This is a genomic window from Arthrobacter sp. ISL-85, from assembly GCF_018613675.1.
GTDB lineage: Bacteria > Actinomycetota > Actinomycetes > Actinomycetales > Micrococcaceae > Arthrobacter.
In genome coordinates this window covers 1-23,354 of record NZ_JAGGPQ010000018.1, presented here as the reverse complement: position 1 = coordinate 23,354, position 23,354 = coordinate 1, and the positions used below count along the sequence as shown (strand labels likewise).

Here is a 23,354-nt window from a genome sequence, read left to right as displayed (position 1 = left end):
GCTCTAACCACTAACTTTGTCATCGCCCGGTAAACGATTATGCCCACACAGATGAACGTTAGTTGAACCGTTCCCCCTAAGTGCCCGGAGTCGGTGGGAGGCGTCATCCATGAGCATAAAGTGGAGCTGTGGATCCTATGCTCATTGGCCTGGTTGCCGGCCTGATCGGCCTGGCGCTTGGCACGTTCGGCGTGCTTGCCTACCGGGTCAGCGAGAAGCAGCGCGAGCTGCTCGACGTCGACGCCGGGGAGCTTGCGCTGCCCGCCGGCGCAGCGGAGGTGCTGGCCGTCGTCGGACGCGCTTTTGTGGTGCTGGACGATGTTGACGGCGTGGTCCGTGCCAGCCCCGCAGCCTACGCGTACGGCCTGGTCCGCGGGCATACCGTGGTGCACAAGGAGCTCCTGGATATGACCGCAGGGGTGCGGCGGGACGGTGTCATCCTGGAAAAGCAGCTTGAGCTTCCGCGGGGGCCGCTTGGGAAGGGAACCATCGTCGTCCAGGTCCGCGCGGCCATGCTCGGTGAGGAATACATCCTGCTCCTCGCCGATGACCGGACCGAGATCACCAGGACCGAAGAGATCCGCAACGACTTCGTGGCCAACGTATCGCACGAACTAAAGACTCCGGTGGGCGCGATCTCCCTGCTCGCGGAGGCGCTGGAATCGTCGGCTGATGACGAGGAAGCCGTCCGCCGCTTCGCGAAGCGCATGCACAAGGAGTCCGCGCGCCTGGCCGCGCTTGTCCAGGACATTATTGAGCTTTCCCGCCTGCAGGGCGCCAGCGTGACCCAGCAGGGCGGTCCAGTCGACATCAATGCGGTCATTGCCGAAGCCGTGGACCGGTCCCAGCTTCCCGCCGAGAGCAAGAACATCAGCATCGTGGTGGGCGGCCGCACCGAGGGCAACGTGTTCGGGGACCAGGATTTGTTGGTGACGGCGCTGCGGAACCTCATTGACAATGCCATCCGCTATTCACCGGCGAACACCCGCGTCGGCATTGGCGTGCGGTCCAGGGACGGCCTGGTCTCCATCTCTGTGACCGACCAGGGGGACGGGCTGTCGCCGGAGGACCAGGAACGCGTCTTCGAACGCTTCTACCGCGTGGACGCCGCCCGTTCCCGCCAGACAGGCGGCACGGGCCTGGGCCTCAGCATCGTCAAGCACGTGGCATCGAACCACGGCGGTGAAGTGACGCTGTGGTCCCAGCCGGGCCAGGGATCCACCTTCACCCTCCGGCTGCCCGAGATGGAAGGGCAGGACGGCGACACCGGACCTTCCGTTTCCAGCGCACCCGCCCTGGCGCCCGCGCAAGGGGCCGCGGAACAATCCAGCCTTACCCAAGTACCCCGCGCCGCCGGCGCAACAGAACGAGGAGCCAGCGCTTGAGCAGGATTTTGATTGTCGAGGACGAGGAGTCATTCAGCGATCCCTTGTCCTATTTACTGGGCAAAGAAGGGTTCGAGGTTGAGGTGGTGGACAACGGCCTGGACGCCATCACCGAATTCGACCGCAACGGCGCCGACCTGGTGCTGCTGGACCTGCAGCTCCCCGGACTCTCCGGCACGGAGGTGTGCCGCCAACTCCGCCAGCGCTCAAGCGTCCCCGTGATCATGCTGACCGCCAAGGACTCCGAAATCGACAAGGTGGTGGGCCTGGAACTCGGCGCCGACGACTACGTCACCAAGCCCTACTCATCCCGTGAACTGGTGGCCCGTGTCCGGGCGGTCCTGCGGCGGCAGGGCGAACCAGAGGAACTGATCTCGGCCACGGTCCAGGCCGGGCCCGTCCGGATGGACATCGAACGGCACGTGGTGAGCGTGGACGGCGAACAGGTCCTGCTTCCCCTAAAGGAGTTCGAGCTGCTGGAGATGCTCCTGCGCAACTCGGGCCGGGTACTCACCCGGGGGCAGCTGATTGACCGGGTATGGGGCTCAGATTACGTTGGCGACACCAAAACCCTGGACGTCCACGTCAAGCGCCTCCGCGGGAAGATCGAACCGGACCCTTCCGCCCCGCGCTACCTGGTGACTGTCCGCGGCCTCGGGTACAAGTTCGAGCCGTAGGCAGCAACGGAAAATGCCGCAAAAAAGGGAGGAGCCTTGGGCTCCTCCCTTTTTGTGTCCGCTGCAGCCAGCGCGCTTCTAGCGGGCGGTGGCGGTTGCCGTTGCAGACGCCGTGGCGCCCGCCGTTGCCGACGCCGTGGCGCTGGAGGTTGCGCCGGCAGACGGGCTTGCCGAGGAGGAAGCGGAGGACGACGGCGTGGACGTCGCCGAGGGGCTCGGAGTGGGCACGTAGTCCTTGTACTCCGGCAGGGTGGCGTCCAGGACGGGAACCTTGACAGTGTTGCTGACGTTGGTGCCGCTCTCGGTGATCTTGAGGTCCACCATGGAGCCCGGCTTGCCGCCGGTGGTGCTCAGGATGGCCGCATCCGACTTTTCATTCAGCAGCGTGTAGGAGTTGGCCTTCACGGCAACCTCGGTCTGTGAGCCCTTGGCGCCGTTGACGGTGAGCTTCACGTCCTTGGAGGAGGAGTTGTAGACGGCACCGATCAGGCGGCCGGGCTCATTTTCGCTGGTGGAGACGATGAGCATGTTCCGCAGTTGCAGGGGACCGAGGTCTGCCCGGATGCCGTCCGAGGCGGAGTACTGATGGCTGGTCTGCTGGGGCGTGATGTAACCGCAGCCCGCGGTCAGCAGGCTGGCGCCAAGGGCAGCAGCCGTCAGTGCCAGTTTGCCGCGCTGGGCCCGGTTCATCGCAGTGGAACGCACGTCACGTACTCCTCAAGAAATTTGAAGTCTTTTTCAGCCATAGCCTATCGGCAAAGAGGGGTAAACAAGGATTCGGCGGTGTCACATCGTCCGTGGGAGCGCTCACTTGATGCACTAATCGGTGCATCCGTCAAGGGGGTGCGGGGGGTTGATTAGGCCGTTTTTCCGCGTATTTTCGCGGTTGGGAGCCCTTTCTCCGGCCGGTCATATGCCTGAATCGTGATAAACTGGTCTGCGGGAAAGGGGAAATGTCCACATGGTATTTGAGGTCGGCGAGACAGTAGTTTACCCTCACCACGGTGCTGCGAAGATTGAAGAAATCAAGATGCGCACCATCAAGGGCGAAGAGAAGATGTATCTCAAGCTCAAGGTGGCTCAGGGTGATCTGACCATTGAAGTTCCAGCAGAGAACGTTGACCTTGTTGGGGTCCGGGACGTAGTGGGCAAGGAAGGCCTGGAGCACGTTTTCGATGTGCTCCGTGCCGAGTTCACCGAAGAGCCCACCAACTGGTCACGCAGGTACAAGGCAAACCTCGAGAAGCTTGCTTCCGGTGACGTCATCAAGGTGGCAGAGGTTGTTCGCGACCTGTGGCGCCGGGATCACGACCGGGGCCTTTCCGCAGGCGAGAAGCGAATGCTGGCCAAGGCCCGCCAGATTCTGATTTCAGAACTGGCGCTGGCTGAGAAGACCGACGAGGAGAAGGCTGCAAGCGTTCTCGACGAGGTCCTGGCTTCCTAAGAATTTAGCCCCGGCGGCACGCAAGTGCCGCCGGGGCTTTTTTGGGCCCACCCGTCGGTGTCCTTGGCGCCCAACGGAAGTGGCGGCGTCGTAGGCTAGTCCGCATGAGTGAATCACCCACGCGCCTGGTCACTGCAGTCATCGTGGTTGCCGCAGGGTCGGGGCAGCGCCTTGGCTACGGAATGCCCAAGGCAGCGGTGCCCCTGGGTGGAGAGCCCATCCTGGGGCATGCCCTGCGGGGCATTGTCACATCAGGGGTGGCCAGCCAGGTGTGCGTGGCGTTGCCTGCCGGGGACCACGGCCTGCGTCAGTTGTGCGACGACTTCCGGGAGGAGCTTGCCGACGGTGGCCCCCTCCTGACGGTTGTTGACGGCGGATCCACCAGGGCGGAGTCCGTTCGCGCCGGTATCGCTGCCCTCATGGAAGGCATCGAGGCCGTCCTGGTCCATGACGCCGCCCGCGCCCTGACTCCCGAATCCGTTTTCCACCGCGTTTCCGATTCCCTTGCCGCCGGCGCCGCTGCAGTCATTCCAGTGCTTCCCGTGGTGGACACGGTGAAGACCGTCGCCCCCACCGCGGGTGATGGCATTGCGCTTGCGCCGGAGGTGGTCACGGGGACGGCCCGCCGAGAGGAATTGCGGGCTGTGCAGACCCCGCAGGGCTTCAAAGTCGGCACGCTGTTGCAGGCACACGAGGCGGCACAGGCGTTGGACCAGCAGCAGGCCGCTGCCGTCACCGATGACGCCATGCTCGTGGAAATGCTGGGCACGCCCGTCCACGCTGTACGTGGGTCCACACAGTCCCTGAAGATCACCACGCCCCTGGACCTTATCTTCGCCGAAGGGCTCCTTGAGGGCCCGCTCGGCGCCCGGTGGGTGGAAGGATGAGTCCGGACATGGTCCTGCCGCGCACCGGCGTGGGAATCGACGTCCACGCGTACGCCCCCGAGGACTCGCCCCGCCCACTCTGGCTTGGCGGGCTCCTATGGCCGGGAGAACGTGGCCTTGCCGGGCACTCTGACGGCGACGCCGTCGCCCACGCCGCCGCAGACGCGCTGTTTTCGGCTGCCGGTATCGGCGACCTTGGCACCCACTTCGGTACCGACCGCCCGGAATTCGCCGGCGCGTCCGGCGCAACCCTCCTTGCCGAAGCTGCACGGATCGTCAGGGCTGCCGGGTTCGAGATCGGCAATGTCGCCGTGCAGTTCGTCGCCAACCGGCCCAAATTCGGGCCACGACGGGAAGAGTCGCAAAAGGTCCTCAGCGAGGCGGCCGGCGCCCACGTAGGCGTCACGGCAACCACCAGTGACGGATTGGGATTCGCTGGACGCGGGGAGGGTATTTCCGCGGTGGCCACCGCCCTGGTGTACCCGCGACAGCCCGCAGCCATCGGTTAGTCTGGAGCGGTGACCCTGCGCTTCTATGACACTGCCTCCGCCGAAGTCCGGAACTTCGTCCCCATCGTTGAGGGCAAGGTCAGCCTCTATTACTGCGGGGCCACGGTCCAGGGGATGCCGCACGTAGGCCACATCCGATCCGCCATCGCGTTCGACCAGCTCACCCGCTGGCTGGAGTTCCGGGGCCTGCGCGTTACCGTTGTCCGCAACGTGACTGACATCGACGACAAGATCCTGGCCAAGTCCGAGGCATCGTTCGCACCGGACTTCAGCCCCGAGGTGGGAGAAGTGCCCCGCGAAGAATGGTGGGCGCTGGCGTACCGCTACGAGCAGGAGTTCCTGAAGGCCTACGACACACTGGGCGTCTCCCGTCCCACCTACGAGCCCAGGGCCACCGGACACATCCCCGAGATGCATGCCCTGATCCAGCAGCTCATCGACCGCGGCCATGCCTACCCGGCGCTGGACGACTCGGGCGACGTGTACTTCGACGTCCGCTCCTGGAACAAGTACGGCGCGTTGACCCGGCAGAACATCGATGACATGCAGGCAGCGCCCGACGCCGATCCCCGCGGCAAGAAGGACCCCCGCGACTTTGCACTGTGGAAGGGTTCCAAAGAGGGAGAGCCGGCCACCGCCAGCTGGGCATCGCCCTGGGGTGCCGGACGCCCCGGCTGGCACCTGGAGTGCTCCGCAATGGTCACCAAGTACCTCGGGACGGCGTTCGACATCCACGGCGGCGGCCTGGACCTGCGTTTCCCGCACCACGAAAACGAGATGGCCCAGTCGCAGGCGGCGGGACACCCGTTCGCCAACTTCTGGATGCACAACGGCATGGTCACCTACCAGGGCGAAAAGATGTCCAAGTCCATTGGCAACACCATCAGCCCTGCGGAAATGCTGGAACTCGCCCCACCGCGGGTGGTGCGCTACTACCTGGGCCAGGCGCACTACCGATCCATCCTGGACTACCGCCCAACCTCGCTGCAGGAGGCCGCAGCCGCCGTCGAACGCATTGACGGATTCCTGGCCAAGGCTGCGGCACGCTTCGGCGGTGATGCGGGCATCGTGGACGGCAGCCACGGTTCCTCTTCCGCGGGCGTGGACGCATTCTGCGAAGCAATGGACGATGACCTCAACGTCCCGCGCGCCCTGGCCGCACTGCACGAAACCGTCAGGGCCGGCAACACGGCCCTCGCTGAGGGCGACGACGACGCCGCCCAGAACGCAATGCACGCCGTGGTCCTCATGACCGGTGTCCTGGGCTTGAACGACGTGGCCGGCACCGCAGCGGTGAGCACCCGTGAGGCCGAGGCGCTGGCTGTGCTGGTGGAAGAGCAGTTGTCAGCCCGGGCGGCCGCCCGTGCGGACAAGGACTGGGCGAGGTCCGACGCGATCCGGGACATGCTTAACCAGGCCGGCGTGGTGGTGGAGGACGGCCCGGACGGCGCCACCTGGAGCCTCAAGCGGGACTGAACAGGCCGCTGCCGCCGATTTTTTTCGGATCAGTAGACTGGTAGGCAGACTCAGTCAGCACAATCAAGGGTGGAACATCATGGCCAACAATGGTCGCCGATCGGTTAAAGCGAAGAAGGGCCCAACCGTCGGAACCGGTGGCCATGGCCGCAAGGCCCTCGAGGGCAAGGGGCCCACGCCCAAAGCCGAGGACCGCGTCTACCACAAGGCACACAAGTCCAAGCAGCTTGCCGAACGTTCCGCAGCCAAGCGCGGGACCGGTGCCCGCAGCGCCGGCGCTGCGAAGTCCGGCCCCAAGGGCCGTGCCACCGAGGAAGTAGTCACAGGGCGCAACTCCGTGGTCGAGGCGCTCCGCGCCGGCATCCCGGCTAAAGCCCTCCACGTCGCCATCCGCATCGAAATGGATGACCGCGTCAAAGAATCCCTGAAGCTCGCCGCCGAACGCGGCATCCCGCTGATGGAAACGGGCAAACCTGAGCTGGACCGGATGACGGACGACGCCGTCCACCAGGGCCTGGTGCTGCAGATCCCGCCCTACGAGTACCAGGACGCCTACGAACTGGCCGAGGAAACCGTGGACAAGTGGAAGAAGGGGCACGTCGCCAACGCGCCACTCTTCGTTGCCCTTGACGGCATCACCGACCCCCGGAACCTGGGCGCGATCATCCGCTCCGTTTCCGCGTTCAGCGGCCACGGCGTGATTGTGCCCGAGCGCCGCTCCGTCGGCGTCACGGCCTCCGCCTGGAAGACCAGCGCCGGTGCGGCCGTCCGCGTGCCCGTGGCCCGCGCCTCCAACCTGAACAACGCCCTGAAGCAGTTCAAGAACATGGGGATCTACGTTCTGGGGCTCGACGGCGACGGGGACGTTTCGCTGCCCGAGCTCACCCTGGCCAGCGAGCCGGTGTGCATCGTGGTGGGCTCCGAAGGGAAGGGCCTGAGCCGCCTGGTCCGGGAAAACTGCGACCAGATCGTCTCCATCCCCATCGATTCCGCCATGGAGTCATTGAACGCTTCAATGGCCGTGGGCATCTCGCTGTACGAGGTATCCCGCCAGCGCGCGGCGGGATAGTACCGCCAGCGGTCCATCCATGGGGGTTTCCCGTCGCCGCAGGGGCGTATGGGCAGGTCAAGTGCCGCTGACCGCTACTATTTAGGTGATGGTCATGCCGCTTTTCGACACCGCCTCCACCATGGACGCCTCCTCGGCTGTTCCCCTCGGTGTCAGCGTCCCGCGCGCTGATTCGGGTGGCACCCGCCACCATGCCGGCGGACGCGCCAACGTTGCCTGCTTCGCGCCCGCCGTGGCCAGCTTGGACGTTGTCTACTGCCCACCCGGCGGCCAATGGCGCAGCCAGCGGCTGCCCAACGTCACCAAGGGGGTCCACCACGGCATCGTGGAGGACCTGCCGTACGGATCACGCTACGGGTTCCGCCCGTCGTCGGACACCCAGCCTTTACTCCCGAAGGTTCCGGCTGCCAAGGGTAACGGCTCCGTCCGCCAGCCCCTGCTGCTGGACCCGTACGGCAGGGGAGTGGACCAGCGCGACGGCTTCCTCACCAGCGTCCGCACCGCCACTGACTTCGACTGGGAAACTGACGAACGGCTGCGTCTTCCCTGGCGCAACACCATCGTCTATGAAGCGCACGTCCGCGGCCAGAGCATGCTCCACCCCGACGTACCGGAAGAGCTGCGCGGCACCTACGCCGGCCTGGCCCACCCCGCCGTCGTGGAACACCTCACCGGCCTGGGCATCACGTCCGTCCAGCTCCTGCCCGTCCACTTCCACCTCGATGAGCCGCACCTGCAGGACCTGGGGCTCAGCAACTACTGGGGGTACAACACCGCCGCGTTCTTTGCGCCGCATCCCGGCTACGCCACCCGCGCCGCCCAGGAAGCGGGCCCCCAGGCGGTCCAGGATGAGTTCAAGGCAATGGTCAAGGCGCTGCACGCCGCCGGCCTGGAGGTCATCCTCGATGTCGTGTACAACCACACGGCCGAGGGCCCGCCCGGCGGCCAGGTCCTGAGCTTCCGGGGCCTGGGGGAGGACACGTACTACCGGGTGGACGGCAACGGCAAGTACATCGACACCACTGGCTGCGGCAACTCACTCAACTTCGCGGACCAGCACGTGGTCCAGCTGGTGACAGACTCCCTTCGGTACTGGGTGGACGAGTTCCACATCGACGGTTTCCGGTTCGACCTTGCAGTCACGCTCTGCCGCAATGCCGCGAATGAATTCGACCCCCACCACCCCTTCCTCACCAGCGTCGCCGCCGATCCTGTCCTGTCCGAGGTCAAGCTGATAGCTGAGCCCTGGGACATAGGCGACGGAGGGTGGCAGACCGGCCGGTTCCCCCGCGGCTGGGTGGACTGGAACGACCACTTCCGGGACGCGGTGCGGAGCTTCTGGCTGGCAGACCGTGCGGCCATCGATTCCGGCGGCGACGGCGGGAGCATGGCCAAACTCGCAGACGCCCTGTCCGGTTCCGCCGCCCTCTTCCGGGGATCCGGCCGCTCACGCCTGGCATCAGTCAACTTCGTCACCGCCCATGACGGGTTCACCCTGAACGACCTCGTGTCCTTCGACCGCAAGCACAACGAGGACAACGGCGAGGAAAACAGGGACGGGCACGGTGACAACCGCAGCTACAACCACGGCGTTGAGGGACCCACTGAGAACGCCGTGATCCTGGCGCAGCGCGCGCAGTCGCGGCGCAACCTGATGGTGTCGCTGATGGTGTCGCTCGGAGTACCCATGATCACCGCAGGGGACGAGTTGGCAAGGACCCAGCACGGGAACAACAACGCCTACTGCCAGGACAGTGCCATGACGTGGCTCGACTGGACGCTGACACCGGAGGCGCATGAGATGCTGCGCAGCACCAAACGGTACATCCGGTTGCGCAAGGAGTTCCTGGCTGCCCAGCCCCACGATTTTCCTGTCCGGGATGAACAGTCCTACCTTTATTGGTTTGACCAGCACGGCCAGCCCATGTCCACCGAGCGCTGGAACGATCCCCAGCACCGCGTCCTGCAGCTGCTGCTCCGCGATGACGGCGGCGACCTTGCCGGCCTGGTGGTGGTGAACGGCAGCGCCCGGGACGTCAAGGTCACCCTCCCGGATGCCGGGAAGCCGGCTCCGGGCCTGTTCGAGCTGCGGCTGACCACTTCGCCCCGCCACAAGCAGCGGCAGGGCATCCAGGTGGCCGCGGGAGACATCGACCTGGCCGAGGCCAACTCCATCAGCATCTACCGCACCTAGACTCCAGACCACCCACCCGTCAGGTAGACCCGAATGCGCAACCGCTCCATCGTCCCACTGCTCCTCACCACCCTGGTGGTGCTGGCCATGGTGGCGTTCGGCGGCGCGGGGCTGTTCGGCCAACAGACGGACGGCACGACGCCGGGGGCTGCTTCCAGCAGCACGTCCGCTCCGGGCGGGACGGCGCCGTCCCCGGCAGCGAAGCAGTCAGCCCCGCACCGGGCAGCCAACCCGTCCAGTTTGCCGGAGATACGGGAATCCGCGCTCCCGGTGGAGGGCCGCCGGGTGCTTGCGCTGATCCGGGCAGGCGGCCCGTTTCCGTACGGGCAGGATGACCAGGTGTTCGGAAACCTTGAGCGGGTCCTGCCCGCCCGGGACCGCGGCTACTACCGCGAGTACACCGTCCCAACGCCCGGTGGGTCGGACCGGGGTGCACGGCGAATCGTGGCGGGAAATGGCGGGGAGAAGTACTACACCGGGGACCACTACGCAACGTTCGAGTACATAGCGGAAGGCAGCTAGCACAACCATGAAAATCTTCTCCGGCGACACCTGGACCCTCGAAGAGCTGCAGGAACAGGTGGCCGACGCCGGGCGGCGCTGCGTGATGGTCCCCCCGGCGGACAGCAAGCGCGCCGTCCTGGAAACCTTCGGCGAGGTCCTGGACTTTCCCGAGCACTACGGCGTGAACCTCGACGCATTGAACGATTCCCTTCACGACTTTGCCGACAGCATCAGCGAGAATGGCAACCCGCCCGTCACGGTCCTGTGGCAGGTGGCGGCACCGTTCCGCGCTGACAGGTCGTTCGGGATCATCTGCGAGATCCTGCAGGACGCAGAACGGTATGCGGGCAAGGACCTGTCCGTCACCGCGGTGCTGCTCTAAGCGGAACTGCTAGCCTCCCGGGGGTTCCTCGTGCGACACATAGGTGTCCAGCAGCGCGGAGGCCCTGCCGCCGTCGTCCTCCGCCGCCAGCCCCTTGCGCATGTTTTCCGCCTTCTGGCGTCCGGCCGGGAACGGCGGAAGCAGTGGGATCTCGGGGTCGGTCAGGACCTCGATCACCACCGGGCAGTCGGCGGCGAAGGCCTGGTCCCAGGCCTCGCCCACCAGTTCCGGGTCCTCCACGCGAATGCCTTTGAGCCCCAGCAGGTCGGCGTAGCCGGCGAAGGGGAAATCGGGCAGTTCCTGGCTCGCTGCAAACCTCGGCTCCGCCTCCGATTCACGCTGCTCCCACGTGACCTCCGTCAGCTCGCGGTTGTTGAAGACGCACACCACGAACCTTGGGTCCTGCCACTGGCGCCAGCGGTGCGCTACCGTGACCAGTTCCGCCACACCAAGCATCTGCATGGCGCCGTCGCCGGCCAAGGCCACCAGCGGACGGTCCGGGTGCGCCAGCTTTGCGGCGATCCCGTACGGGATGGAACAGCCCATGCTGGCCAGCGTCCCGGACAGATGCGCGGGGACTCCCGTGGGCAGCACCAGTTGGCGGGCGTACCAGTAGACGCAGCTCCCGACGTCGACACTCACCTGGGCGTTCCCGGGCAGGCGGCCGTTGAGCTCCCGGACCACCCGTTCGGGGTTAACGGGGCTGGCGGGCACGGCGGCACGGTCAGCCGCGAGGATACGCCAGCGGCTCACTTGCGCTTCCACGTCCGAGCGCCATTGGGTGCGTGCCCGATGCTCCAGCCTCTGGTTCAGGGCTTCCAGGGCTGATGCCGCGTCGCCCGCCAGGCCCGCCTCAACGGGGTAGCGGTTGCCGATCTTCTTTTCGTCGATGTCGATCTGCACGGCACGGGCGGCACCCGGCGGTGGATAGAACTCGGTCCAGGGATCATTGGACCCCACGATGAGGAGCGCGTCGCAGTTGCCCAGCAGGTGCGCACTGGAGGTGGTACCCAGATGACCCATGGTACCCACGGCAAAGGGCAGGGTTTCGTCTACATACGGCTTGCCAAGAAGGCTGGTGGCGATTCCCGCGCCAAGCTTCTCCGCCACTGCAACCACTTCCTTGCCGGCATGCCTGGCTCCCTGGCCTACCAGGAGCGCCACGCGCTCCGCGGAGTTAAGCAGTGCGGCTGCGGCAGCCAGGTCCTCGTCCCGCGGGGTCTTGGCCGCGGCGCTCCAGGACGGGGCGGTGACCACGATGCCGTGTTGTTGCTCCAGCTCAGGCGCGGGCGCGGACTGCACGTCGTGGGGAACAATGACCACGCAGGGGGAGGAGGTGGCCTTCGCCGTCCGGAAGGCACGGTCCAGCACCATGGGCACCTGCTCCGCCGCGCTGACCAGTTGCACGAACTGCGATGCGACGTCCTTGAACAAGGCAGGCAGGTCGATTTCCTGCATGTAGGCGGACCCCAGCACGGTGCGGCTTTGCTGCCCCACAATGGCCACCACCGGCACGCCGTCCAGCTTCGCGTCATACAGCCCATTGAGGAGGTGGACAGCCCGGGGCCCTGGGTGGACGTCACCACCCCCACGCCACCGGTGTATTTTGCATGCCCCACGGCCATGAAAGCCGCCGATTCCTCATGCCGGGCCTGGACGAAGTCAACCTGCCCATCGGTCCCCTCAGTACGGCGGAGGGCACCCATGAAGCCGTTGATGCCGTCCCCGCTGTAGCCGAAGACCCGGTGCACGCCCCAGGCGGTGAGGCGCTCCACGATCACATCGGCCACCGTGCGTTCAGTCATTGGGTCCTCCTGGATCGGTTCCTGGCCTGCCTGCCAGGGACCGTACCCACGAGACCAGCGGGCTAAGCGTTGACGATCAGTCCCAGCTCCGCCTTCGACGCAAGGGCCTCATGCCGCGGCAGGACCCGGACGGTGTAGCCGAAGGGGCCCGAGCGGTCGATCACCAAGGATCCGCTGAACAAGTGCCGGCCGTTGCCCAGGTCCTCCTTCACCTGCAGCTCCATCATGGTGATGTCCGCCAGGGCGTCGTTTTCCTCGGCGCGGCCGTAAGCCACCTCAACGCAGACGTCCTCGGGGGTGAGGACGTTCAGCGCCACATAGGCGTTGACCTGCATCGTGTCGCCGATCTGCGGGTCCTCGGACACTCCCACCGAGTCCACGTGCTCCACGTGGACCTGTGGCCAGGCGCCGCGCACCTTTGCGGACCACGATGCCAGCGCGCGGGCCTGGGCGTAGGAGTTGGCGGTGGCGCTGCGGCCGGCTTCGGCGGCGGGACGGTACAGGATGTTGACGTAGTCGCGGAGCATGCGCTCTGCGGAAACCGCCGGACCCAGGTGGGAGAGGGTGTGCTTGATCATGGACACCCAGTGCGTGGGGACTTTCTCCCGCGGCGTGGTCGACGGGCCCGCAGCTCCTGCCGCCTCGGACACCGTGCTCCCGTAGAAGCGCGGCGCCACCTGCGTTTCCAGCAACTCGTACAGCGCTGCAGCCTCGATGTCGTCGCGTTCTTCCGGCGAAGCATCATTGTTGGCGGTGGGGATCGCCCAGCCGTTTTCGCCGTCGAACATTTCATCCCACCAGCCATCCAGGACGGACAGGTTCAGGGACCCGTTCAGTGCCGCCTTCATGCCGGAGGTACCGCACGCCTCCAGGGGCCGCAGCGGGTTGTTCAGCCATACGTCGCAGCCCGGGAACAGGGTCCTGGCCATGGCGATGTCGTAGTTTGGCAGGAACGCGATGCGGTGCCGGACCTCGGGATCGTCCGTGAAGCGCACCAGGTCCTGGATCATCTTCTTGCCCGCGTCGTCGGCAGGGTGGGACTTCCCGGCGATGACCAGCTGGATGGGGTGTTCCTTATGCAGGAGCAGTGCCTTCAGCCGGGCCGGCTCGCGCAGCATCAGCGTGAGCCGTTTGTAGGTGGGCACCCGGCGGGCAAACCCGATGGTCAGCACGTCAGGGTCCAGGACGTTGTCGGTCCAGCCCAGCTCGGCGTCTGCCGCGCCGCGCTTCTTCCATGCTGCGCGCAGCCTGCGCCGGACGTCCTCCACCAGGGCGGCGCGCATTTCACGGCGGAGCGCCCAGACATCGGCGTCGCTGACGTTGTAGGCCAGGTCCCATTTGCCGAGCGCTTCCGCCTCGCTGCCGAACTGGTCGCGGGCCAGCTTCGAGATGCGGCTGTCCACCCAGGTGGGCACGTGCACGCCGTTGGTCACCGAAGTGATGGGCACCTCGGAGTGGTCGAAGCCCGGCCAGAGCGCCGAGAACATTCCGCGGGACACCTCACCGTGGAGTTTGGCCACGCCGTTGGCGCGCTGGGCCAGGCGCAGGCCCATGACCGCCATATTGAAGACGGCGGGGTTTCCGTCCGCGTAGTTTTCCCTGCCCAGTTCCAGGATCCTGTCCACCGGCACTTCGGGGGCCAGCCCGGCCTGGAAGAAGTGGCTGATCTGGTTGATTTCGAACCTGTCAATGCCGGCCGGCACCGGCGTGTGCGTGGTGAAGACGGTGGAGGCGCGTCCGGCGGCCAAAGCCTCGTCGAACGTCAGGGCCTGTTCCCCGGACATCAGCTCCTGGATGCGTTCGATCCCGAGGAACCCCGCGTGGCCTTCGTTGGTGTGGAAGACCTCCGGCGCGGCGCAGCCCGTCAGCTTCTCGAAGGCGCGCAAGGCCTTGACCCCGCCCATGCCCAGCAGGAGTTCCTGCTGCAGCCGGTGGTCGCCGCCGCCGCCGTACAGCCGGTCGGTGATGCCGCGGGCGGCGTCGTCGTTGCCCGGCACGTTGGAGTCCAGGAGGAGCAAGGGAACGCGGCCGACGTCGGCCCGCCAGATGTGTGCCAGCAGCCGGCGCCCGTTGGGCAGGGGAAGCGATACCTCCAGTGCCTTGCCGTTGCCGTCGGGGGACGGCTCCCGGAGCAGGGTCAGCGGCAGTCCGTCGGGATCCAGGACGGGGTAGGTTTCCTGCTGCCATGCGTCGCGGGACAGCGACTGCTTGAAGTAGCCCGCTTGGTACAGCAGGCCCACCCCGATCAGTGGGACGCCCAGGTCCGAGGCTGCCTTCAGGTGGTCCCCGGCAAGGATGCCCAGGCCGCCCGAATACTGGGGGAGGACCTCGGTGATGCCGAATTCGGGCGAGAAGTATGCGATGGAGGCGGGTGCATCCGGTCCCAGGCCCTGGTACCAGCGCGGCTCCTGGAGGTACCGGTCAAGGTCCTGCTCGGCGGCGCGCACCCGGTCCACCACCGACTGGTCCGCGGCGAGTTGCTGGAATTCCTCCCGGCTGACCATGCCCAGGAACCCGACGGGGTCCTGCCCGCTTTCCTCCCACAGGTGCGGGTTCAGCCCAGCGAAAAGTTCCCGGGTGGGGCGGTGCCAGGACCACCGCAAATTGCTGGCCAGCCTGGCCAAAGGCCGGATGGGTTCGGGGAGGACTGTACGGACCGTAAACCTGCGGATTGCCTTCACCTGCGTCACACTAACCGACAACATGCGCGGCTGGAACAAGCTTTCGGTTTCTTTTGGGTAAATGACAGGGGCATGAAGAAAATAGGCCGCGGCACGACGAACTTTAGTGAGCAGGCTTAGCAATCCGGGTCATTTCTCGCTAACGTCGAGCCTGTGACGACTAACTCGAGAATCAGTGCCGCATCAACCAAAATGCCCCAGCGCAGTATCACCGAGGACCTGCGGTTCGGGCGTTTTCCCATCACGGCCGTGCAGCCCGTCGTCGAGGACGGCAAATTCCCGGCGAAGGCCCTGCCCGGCGAGGCCATCGTGGTGGGGGCCACCGCCTTCCGCGAGGGGCATGACCAGCTCGGCGTCAGCGCCGTGCTCCTTGACCCTTCCGGTGCCGAGCGCCAGCGCGTGCGGCTTGCGCCGCCCCGCGGGGAAAGGGGCATGGGCACGGACCGCTGGGAAGGCGTGCTCACGCCGTCGGAAACGGGGAACTGGTCCTTTGTCATCGAAGCCTGGCACGACCGCTACGGCACCTGGCACCACAACGCCGAGGTGAAGATCGACGCCGGGATCGACGTCGAACTCATGCTCACTGAAGGTGCCAAACTGCTTGGTGAAGCGTCCGCGGAGGACTTCCGGGACGAAGTGGACCGGGCAGCCCTGCGGCACGCCTCGGAGATCCTGGGTGACCAGTCCCGGAGCACAGAGGAACGGCTCGGGGCCGGCTTCAGCCAGGAAATCGCGGACATCGTTGCCCGCCAGCCCATCCGGGAACTCGTCACCGTATCCGCGAAGTATCCCCTCCTGGTGGAGCGGGACAGGGCCGGGCGGGGCGCCTGGTACGAGTTCTTCCCCCGGTCCGAAGGCGCCGTCAAGGACCACAACACCGGTGCCTGGACGTCAGGCAACTTCCGGACCGCGGCCAAGCGCCTCGACGCCGTGGCGGCCATGGGATTCGACGTCCTCTACATGCCACCCATCCACCCCATCGGCGTGCAGTTCCGCAAGGGCCCCAACAACACCCTGGTGGCCGGCCCCAACGATCCCGGTTCACCCTGGGCCATCGGGGCCAAGGAAGGCGGCCACGACGCCATCCACCCCGACCTCGGGTCCTTTGAGGACTTCGACGCCTTCGTGGCGCGGGCCAATGAGCTGGGCCTGGAGGTAGCCCTGGACCTCGCGCTCCAGGCGGCCCCGGACCACCCCTGGGTGGAATCCCATCCGGAATGGTTCACCACCAGGGTGGACGGCAGCATCGCCTACGCGGAAAACCCGCCAAAGAAGTACCAGGACATCTATCCGCTGAATTTCGATAATGATCCGGAAGGTCTTTCCCAGGAAATCCTGCGGATCGTGTTGCTGTGGGTCAGCCACGGCGTAAAGATCTTCCGCGTGGATAATCCGCACACCAAACCAGTGTGGTTCTGGGAATGGCTCATAGCGGAAGTGGATAAAGCGGTACCGGGCGTAGTGTTCCTGGCCGAAGCATTTACCCGCCCCGCCATGATGCACGCGCTGGGCAGGGCAGGCTTCCAGCAGTCCTACACCTACTTCACGTGGCGCAACACCAAGAAGGAAATCGAGACCTACTTCGAGGAAGTGAGCCACGAATCCCCCGCGTTCTTCCGCCCCAATTTCTTCGTCAACACACCGGACATCCTCACGGAATACCTGCAGTATGGTGGACCGGCGGCGTTCCGGATCCGGGCTGCCCTGGCCTCCACGGGAAGCCCGCTCTGGGGCGTCTACGCCGGCTATGAGCTGTTCGAGCACGTCGCCCGGCCCGGCGCCGAGGAGTACATCGATAACGAAAAGTTCGAGTACAAGGCCCGCGACTGGGACGCCGCAGCGGAGTCCGGGCGCTCGCTGGCCCCGTACATCACGCGGTTGAACCACATCCGGCGGGACCATCCCGCGCTGCTGGACCTGCAGAACCTGACGGTCCACCAAAGCACCGATGACTCCACGGTTGTCTACTCCAAGCACAAGACCCTCCCCGACGGGTCCAAGGACACCATCATCGTGGTGGTCAACGTGGACCCGCACGTCACCAAGGAATGCAGCGTGGTCCTGGACCTTGCGGCCCTCGAGCTGGACCCGCAGGACATCACCCCCGGCGGCGGCTTCTTCGTGGACGACCTCATCTCAGGCCAGAGCTGGGAGTGGGGCGAGTACAACTACGTGCGGCTTGATCCGCACGTGGAGCCCGCCCACATCCTGAGCGTGAGGAGAATGCATCAGTGAGTTTCAACCCGCAAAGTTCCGGCCACTTCACTCCCAAGAGCACGTTCGAGCTAAATGCGCCTGGCCTTCAGCATGACCCGTTGTGGTACCGCAAGGCAGTGTTCTACGAAGTACTCGTCAGGGCCTTTGCGGATGCCAACGGCGATGGGTCCGGGGATTTCTCCGGGCTCATCGACCGGTTGGACTACCTGCAGTGGCTGGGCGTGGACTGCCTCTGGCTGCCCCCGTTCTTTCAGTCGCCGCTGCGGGACGGCGGTTATGACATCTCCGACTACAACTCCGTCCTGGACGAGTTCGGCACCATCAGCGACTTCAAGCGGCTCGTGGCCGAAGCCCATGCACGCGGCGTCCGCGTGATCATCGACCTGCCGCTGAACCACACGTCCGACCAGCACCCCTGGTTCCAGGAGTCCCGGAAGGATCCGGACGGTCCCTTCGGGGACTTCTACGTCTGGAGCGACACGGACGAGAAGTACCAGGACGCCCGCATCATCTTCGTTGACACGGAGGAATCGAACTGGACGTTCGACCCCATCCGCCGCCAGTTCTTCTGGCACCGGTTCTTCAGCCACCAGCCGGACCTGAACTTCGAAAACCCCAAGGTGATCGACGCCGTCTTCGACGTTGTCCGGTTCTGGCTGGACCAGGGGATTGACGGTTTCCGGGCAGATGCCATCCCCTACCTCTTCGAGGAGGAGGGCACCAACTGTGAAAACCTTCCGGCCACCCATGAGTTCCTCCGCCGGCTGCGGGAAATGGTGGATGAAAGCTATCCCGGCCGCGTGATCGTCGCCGAGGCAAACCAGCCGCCCAACGAGGTGGTGGAGTACTTCGGCACCGTTGAGGAACCCGAGTGCCACATGGCGTTCCACTTCCCCATCATGCCCCGCCTCTACTACGCGCTGCGCGACCAAAAGGCAGCGCCCATCATCGAAACCATGCGCGACACCCCGGACATCCCCGAGGGCGCACAATGGGGCACGTTCCTCCGCAACCATGACGAGCTGACCCTGGAAATGGTCACCGCGGATGAGCGCGCGGCGATGCTGGGCTGGTACGCCCCGGATCCCCGCATGCGCGCCAACATCGGGATCCGGCGCCGGCTGGCACCCCTGCTCGATAACTCGCGGGCCGAAATCGAACTGATCAACGCGCTCCTGCTCTCGCTTCCGGGCAGCCCGTTCCTGTACTACGGGGATGAGATCGGCATGGGGGACAACATCTGGCTCGAGGACCGCGACGCCGTCCGTACCCCCATGCAGTGGAACCCGGACCGGAACGCCGGCTTCTCCCACGCGGATCCCGGCAAGCTGTACCTGCCGCCCATCCAGTCCCTGGTGTACAACTACGCCATGGCCAACGTGGAGGCCGAGGCCGCCCATTCCGGCTCCCTGCTGCGCTGGACCCGGCAGATCCTCAGCGTCCGCAAGAACCACCCGGCGTTCGGGCTGGGCGGCTTCAAACATGTGGAAGCAGACCATGACGCCGTCCTGGCCTACCTGCGCGAGCTGCCGGCCAGCAACCCTGCCGGTGCCAACGCCGAGACCATCCTCTGCGCCTTCAACCTCTCCCAGCACCCGGTCGCTGCCACGCTGCGGATTCCCGAATATGCCGGCAGGGGGCTCCGCGATGTGTTTGGCGGACAGATCTTCCCCGGCATCGGCGACGACGGCACCCTCACCCTGACCATCGGAAGCCACGATTTCTTCTGGCTCCGCATGCGGACGGCGGGGTCCAACCCCTCGTCGCCCTACACCCAGGCCATGCCCATCCTGTCGATAGAGAACTGAGATGAACCAGCCAATCCTCACTCCCGCCCTTACCGCGCTGCTCAAGGAATGGCTGCCGCAGCAGCGTTGGTTCCCGGTCAAGACCCCCGATTTTGCCATTTCGCAAGCCGGCAGCCTGGGCCTGACGGACCCCAGCGGGCACGCGGCGCTGGCCGTGTTCCTCCTCAACGTCACCACTGAGGGGCGCGAAGGCGGTCCGCGGACCGCCGTCGTCCAGGTTCCCTTGAGCTTCCGGCCTGCACCGGCAGGGGGAATGGAGCGTGCGCTGGTGGGGCAAGCGGCCGGAATGGATCCCACCCGCCCGTGGGTTTACGACGCCGTTCACGACCCCGACTTCGTGGGCGCCTGGCTGGAGCTGATCCGCCAGGAGGAAAAGGCAGCCAGCGGTACCGCCACGGGATTCCGGGTGGAAGGACCCCACCGCCTGCCCACGGCGAAGGGTGTGGTGAAGGTGCTCTCCGGCGAGCAGTCCAACAGTTCCGTCATAGTGGACGACGGCGAGTCCGCGGCAATGGTGAAATTCTTCCGGGTCCTTTCGGACGGGACCAACCCTGAGATTGAAGTGGGAGCTGCCCTGACCAAGGCAGGCACCTCCGAAGTCCCTGCCACGCTTGGCTGGGTGAGGGGGGAATGGCTGGGGCACGGCCACCACGCCACCACAGGTGCCGGGCAGGGCGCCCGTTATGTCCAAGGCGAGCTTGCGGTGGCCCACGAATTCCTCGCCGGCGGCCGTGATGCCTGGCGGCTGGCGGTGGACGCAGCCCGCTCCGGCACGGACTTCACGGCAGAAGCCAGGGCTTTAGGCGCAGCCACCGCTACGGTGCACAAGCGCTTGGCGGAGGCGCTGGGGCAGTCGGCTGTGCCTGGACCCGGCAAGGGGCCGGGACCTGCTGTTGCACAGCGCGTCCGGACCGCCTGGGCGGAAGCCCGTGCCGCCGTCGGACCTTACGACGATGCCCTGGACTCCCTGCTTGAAAACCTGGACAAAGCCCCAGCCGGGCCCCTTCAGCGGATCCACGGCGACCTTCACCTGGGCCAGATCCTCCAGGTCACAGGCCAGTCCGGCGACGAGTCGCGCTGGGCGATCCTTGACTTCGAAGGCGAACCCCTGCGGCCCATCGCGGAACGGAACGTCCCGGACGTGCCCCTGCGCGACGTCGTCGGGATGCTCCGCTCCTTCGACTACGCCGCCGGAGCAGCCCGGCGCGAGCAGGAGGGCGCGCAGGTCCCGGAAAATTGGGTTGACGACTGCTCCGACGCCTTCCTTGCAGGGTACACGGCAGTCATTCCCGGAACGGTGGACCGGACCTCGCCCCTGTTTGTGGCATTGTGGCTGGACAAGGCGCTGTACGAAGTTGTTTATGAAATGCGTAACAGGCCCGACTGGGTGGCGATTCCAGTAAACGCCTCCAGACGGCTCCTGGGCAGTAACGGTGCCGGCGAATCCGCCGGCGCAGCATCGGAAGGTAACGAAATGACAGGCTCAGCACGAACTGACCGCCCGGGGGTGCCCCTGCACGTGGACGAAGGCATCCTGGGCAGGATCGCGAACGGTGAACACCACGCCCCCCACTCTGTCCTGGGCGCCCACCTGGACGACTATGGGCATGTCACCGTCCGGACCGTGAAGCATCTGGCCGAGGCAGTCACCGTGGTCACGCAGGCGGGTGAAGTTCCCATGGAACACGAAGCCCACGGCGTATGGGTTGCCGTCCTGGACCCGCTGGAGCAGGGACACGTGCCCGACTACCGGCTCACGGTCACCTACCCGGGCAAGGACCCGGTGACCGTTGACGAGTCCTACCGCTACCTGCCGACGGTGGGCGAAGTCGACCTCCACCTCATCGGTGAAGGGCGGCACGAGAAACTCTGGCAGGTGCTTGGCGCCCACGTCCGGCACTACAAGTCAGCGCTGGGGGACGTGAACGGTGTCTCCTTTGCCGTGTGGGCTCCCAACGCGCAGGCCGTCCGGGTCAAGGGCGACTTCAACGCCTGGGACGGACGGGAACACTCCATGCGCTCCCTGGGTTCCTCCGGGGTTTGGGAGGTCTTCATCCCCGGCGTCGCCGCCGGTGCCTGCTACAAGTACGAAATCCTGACGCGCGGCGGCTACTGGGTTGAAAAGGCCGACCCCCTGGCGTTCGGCACCGAGGTGCCGCCGTTGACGGCCTCCAGGGTCGTGGAGCCGTCCTACGCGTTCAAGGACAGCGAATGGATGGAAGCACGGGCCCAGCGCGACCCGCACAACTCGGCCATGAGCGTCTACGAAGTGCACCTCGGGTCCTGGCGCCTGGGCCTCGGCTACCGGGAACTCGCCAAGGAACTGGTGGACTACGTCAAGTGGCTCGGGTTTACGCACGTGGAATTCATGCCCGTAGCGGAGCACCCGTTTGGCGGGTCCTGGGGCTACCAGGTCACGTCCTACTTCGCGCCCACATCCCGGTTTGGGCACCCTGACGAGTTCCGCTACCTGGTGGATTCCCTCCACCAGGCCGGAATCGGCGTCCTGCTGGACTGGGTGCCCGCACACTTCCCGAAGGACGCCTGGGCGCTGGCCCGATTTGACGGCGAGCCTCTCTACGAACACGCCGACCCGGCCCTTGGCGAACATCCGGACTGGGGCACCCTCATCTTCGACTTTGGCCGCACCGAGGTCCGGAACTTCCTGGTGGCAAACGCCCTCTACTGGCTGGAGGAATTCCACATCGACGGCCTGCGGGTGGACGCGGTAGCCTCCATGCTCTACCTCGACTACTCGCGCCAGGAAGGGCAGTGGCGGCCCAACCGCTTCGGTGGCAGGGAGAACCTCGAGGCCATCTCATTCCTGCAGGAAGTCAACGCCACCGTGTACAAGACCCACCCCGGCGCCGTCATGATCGCGGAAGAATCCACGGCGTTCCCGGGCGTCACTGCCCCCACCAGCCACGGCGGCCTGGGATTTGGCCTGAAGTGGAACATGGGCTGGATGCACGATTCCCTCAAGTACATCTCCGAGGACCCCTATAACCGCAGGTGGCACCACGGCACGGTCACGTTCTCCCTGGTCTACGCCTTCACGGAAAACTTCCTGCTGCCCATCAGCCACGATGAGGTAGTCCACGGCAAGGGCTCCATGCTCCGCAAGATGCCCGGTGACCGCTGGCAGCAGCTGGCGAACCTCCGCGCCTTCTTTGCCTACCAGTGGGCACACCCCGGCAAGCAGCTCATCTTCATGGGTACCGAGTTTGGCCAGGAAGCCGAGTGGTCCGAACAGCATGGCCTGGACTGGTGGCTCGCGGACATCCCTGCGCACAGGGGACTGCAGCTGCTGACCAAGGACCTCAATGAGCTGTACTCATCCACCCCGGCCCTGTACACACAGGACAATGTTCCCGCCGGCTTCCAGTGGATCAACGGGGGAGACGCAGACCGCAACGTCCTGTCGTTCATCAGGTGGGACACCGAGGGTAACCCGATTGTCTGCGCCATCAACTTCTCCGGCGGCCCGCAGGTGGGTTACACCTTGGGAGTCCCCACTGCCGGGACCTGGACCGAGGTCCTGAACACCGACCACAGCACGTATGGCGGGTCCGGTGTGCTGAACGAGGGCGAGCTGAAGGCAACAGACGAAGGACAGGACGGCCAGCCGGCGACATTGACTGTCACGCTGCCTCCGCTCGGTGCGTCCTACTTCAAGCCCGGAGTACAAGCGGCCGGCTGACCTAACCGGCCCGTTGTACAAGGAAGGCCCGGAATCCGCGTGATTCCGGGCCTTTCGGCTGCCTTCAGGAGGCCCTTTTGGGGCCGACTGGCGATCCGGCAGGAGTGGTGGTACAGTTTATTTCCGCGCTGCTCCACGGAGTCAGACGGAAAACCGACCCCCCAAGCATAGGCTGAGGATGGTCGCGGACGCCGGTTTGACACGCAGGAGGTCAGCGGGTAAGTTTGAAAAGTTGCTCCGGAGCGATCCTGAACGTTGTGTTTGGGTGGTGCCGGGTGTGTCTGTTGTTTGAGAACTCAATAGTGTGCCAAGTTTGTTGATACCGATTATGTATGTAATTGGTTGATTGTGCTGTGCCGCCACCCCGTGGTGTGCATGGTGTTTTTAGCTGGTTTCAAATTTTGTGCAGCTTTTGCCGCCGTTATTTCCGGTGGTTTTGGTTGTGTCTGTTTGTTTTCAACGGAGAGTTTGATCCTGGCTCAGGATGAACGCTGGCGGCGTGCTTAACACATGCAAGTCGAACGATGATGCCCACTTGTGGGTGGATTAGTGGCGAACGGGTGAGTAACAAGGTAATAACCTGCCCTTGGCTCTTGGATAAGGCTGGGAAAATGGG

At 65.5% G+C, this 23,354-nt stretch carries 15 protein-coding genes, 1 rRNA gene and 1 pseudogene; 14 read left to right on the top strand and 3 right to left on the bottom strand.

Going from position 1 to position 23,354, the window contains the following annotated elements:
- Positions 1 to 137: 137 nt before the first annotated feature.
- Together J7I84_RS14320 and J7I84_RS14315 are read left to right on the top strand one after the other, a co-directional pair.
- Positions 138 to 1,385, top strand: coding sequence for a cell wall metabolism sensor histidine kinase WalK (locus tag J7I84_RS14320; RefSeq protein ID WP_214945292.1), 1,248 nt, complete (start codon positions 138 to 140; stop codon positions 1,383 to 1,385).
- Entirely contained in the window at positions 1,382 to 2,062 is a 681-nt protein-coding gene (locus J7I84_RS14315; RefSeq protein WP_142119926.1) for a response regulator transcription factor, read from the top strand. Before J7I84_RS14320 ends, J7I84_RS14315 begins: the two co-directional genes overlap by 4 nt.
- Before the next feature lie 78 nt (positions 2,063 to 2,140).
- Here J7I84_RS14315 and J7I84_RS14310 read toward each other — a convergent pair whose 3' ends face one another.
- Complete coding sequence (locus J7I84_RS14310) at positions 2,141 to 2,752, bottom strand: hypothetical protein (protein ID WP_214945291.1); 612 nt, start codon at positions 2,750 to 2,752, stop codon at positions 2,141 to 2,143.
- Between the two features lie 271 nt (positions 2,753 to 3,023).
- Between J7I84_RS14310 and J7I84_RS14305 the strand changes: the two genes are divergently transcribed.
- The 8 genes from J7I84_RS14305 (at position 3,024) to J7I84_RS14270 (ending at position 10,527) form a co-directional block, all read left to right on the top strand.
- Positions 3,024 to 3,506, top strand: a complete 483-nt coding sequence (locus tag J7I84_RS14305) for a CarD family transcriptional regulator (RefSeq protein WP_011690592.1) — start codon at positions 3,024 to 3,026, stop codon at positions 3,504 to 3,506.
- A 104-nt stretch (positions 3,507 to 3,610) separates the two neighbouring features.
- Positions 3,611 to 4,393, top strand: a complete 783-nt coding sequence (gene ispD, locus J7I84_RS14300) for a 2-C-methyl-D-erythritol 4-phosphate cytidylyltransferase (RefSeq protein ID WP_214945225.1) — start codon at positions 3,611 to 3,613, stop codon at positions 4,391 to 4,393.
- On the top strand, positions 4,390 to 4,902 hold the full coding sequence (ispF, locus tag J7I84_RS14295; protein WP_214945224.1) for a 2-C-methyl-D-erythritol 2,4-cyclodiphosphate synthase: 513 nt from the start codon (positions 4,390 to 4,392) through the stop codon (positions 4,900 to 4,902). The genes ispD and ispF overlap by 4 nt, the downstream gene beginning before the upstream one ends.
- Before the next feature lie 9 nt (positions 4,903 to 4,911).
- Positions 4,912 to 6,378, top strand: a complete 1,467-nt coding sequence (cysS, locus tag J7I84_RS14290) for a cysteine--tRNA ligase (protein ID WP_214945223.1) — start codon at positions 4,912 to 4,914, stop codon at positions 6,376 to 6,378.
- A 79-nt stretch (positions 6,379 to 6,457) separates the two neighbouring features.
- On the top strand, positions 6,458 to 7,447 hold the full coding sequence (rlmB, locus tag J7I84_RS14285; protein WP_214945222.1) for a 23S rRNA (guanosine(2251)-2'-O)-methyltransferase RlmB: 990 nt from the start codon (positions 6,458 to 6,460) through the stop codon (positions 7,445 to 7,447).
- Between the two features lie 88 nt (positions 7,448 to 7,535).
- Positions 7,536 to 9,641, top strand: coding sequence for a glycogen debranching protein GlgX (gene glgX / locus J7I84_RS14280; RefSeq protein ID WP_214945221.1), 2,106 nt, complete (start codon positions 7,536 to 7,538; stop codon positions 9,639 to 9,641).
- A 33-nt stretch (positions 9,642 to 9,674) separates the two neighbouring features.
- Positions 9,675 to 10,163 (top strand): ribonuclease domain-containing protein, encoded by a 489-nt coding sequence (locus J7I84_RS14275; RefSeq protein ID WP_214945220.1) that lies wholly within the window; start codon positions 9,675 to 9,677, stop codon positions 10,161 to 10,163.
- A 7-nt stretch (positions 10,164 to 10,170) separates the two neighbouring features.
- A complete protein-coding gene (locus J7I84_RS14270; RefSeq protein ID WP_214945219.1) occupies positions 10,171 to 10,527 on the top strand; it encodes a barstar family protein in 357 nt (118 codons plus the stop codon).
- Positions 10,528 to 10,536: 9 nt separating this feature from the next.
- Here the strand turns inward: J7I84_RS14270 and J7I84_RS14265 are convergent.
- Positions 10,537 to 12,332, bottom strand: a pseudogene (locus tag J7I84_RS14265) (thiamine pyrophosphate-requiring protein).
- A gap of 62 nt (positions 12,333 to 12,394) precedes the next feature.
- Positions 12,395 to 15,013 carry an alpha-glucan family phosphorylase gene (gene glgP, locus J7I84_RS14260; RefSeq protein WP_214945218.1) on the bottom strand — a complete coding sequence of 873 codons (2,619 nt, stop codon included), beginning with the start codon at positions 15,011 to 15,013 and terminating at the stop codon, positions 12,395 to 12,397.
- A gap of 192 nt (positions 15,014 to 15,205) precedes the next feature.
- On the opposite strand from glgP, the gene J7I84_RS14255 reads away from it, so the two are divergent.
- The 4 genes from J7I84_RS14255 to J7I84_RS14240 all read left to right on the top strand — a co-directional run.
- Positions 15,206 to 17,248 carry an alpha-1,4-glucan--maltose-1-phosphate maltosyltransferase gene (locus J7I84_RS14255; RefSeq protein WP_214945217.1) on the top strand — a complete coding sequence of 681 codons (2,043 nt, stop codon included), beginning with the start codon at positions 15,206 to 15,208 and terminating at the stop codon, positions 17,246 to 17,248.
- Positions 17,245 to 19,038 carry a maltose alpha-D-glucosyltransferase gene (treS, locus tag J7I84_RS14250; RefSeq protein ID WP_214945216.1) on the top strand — a complete coding sequence of 598 codons (1,794 nt, stop codon included), beginning with the start codon at positions 17,245 to 17,247 and terminating at the stop codon, positions 19,036 to 19,038. The genes J7I84_RS14255 and treS overlap by 4 nt, the downstream gene beginning before the upstream one ends.
- 1 nt (position 19,039) lies before the next feature.
- Positions 19,040 to 22,738, top strand: a complete 3,699-nt coding sequence (locus J7I84_RS14245) for a 1,4-alpha-glucan branching enzyme (protein WP_214945215.1) — start codon at positions 19,040 to 19,042, stop codon at positions 22,736 to 22,738.
- A gap of 456 nt (positions 22,739 to 23,194) precedes the next feature.
- A 16S ribosomal RNA gene (locus J7I84_RS14240) occupies positions 23,195 to 23,354 on the top strand; the annotation flags it as partial.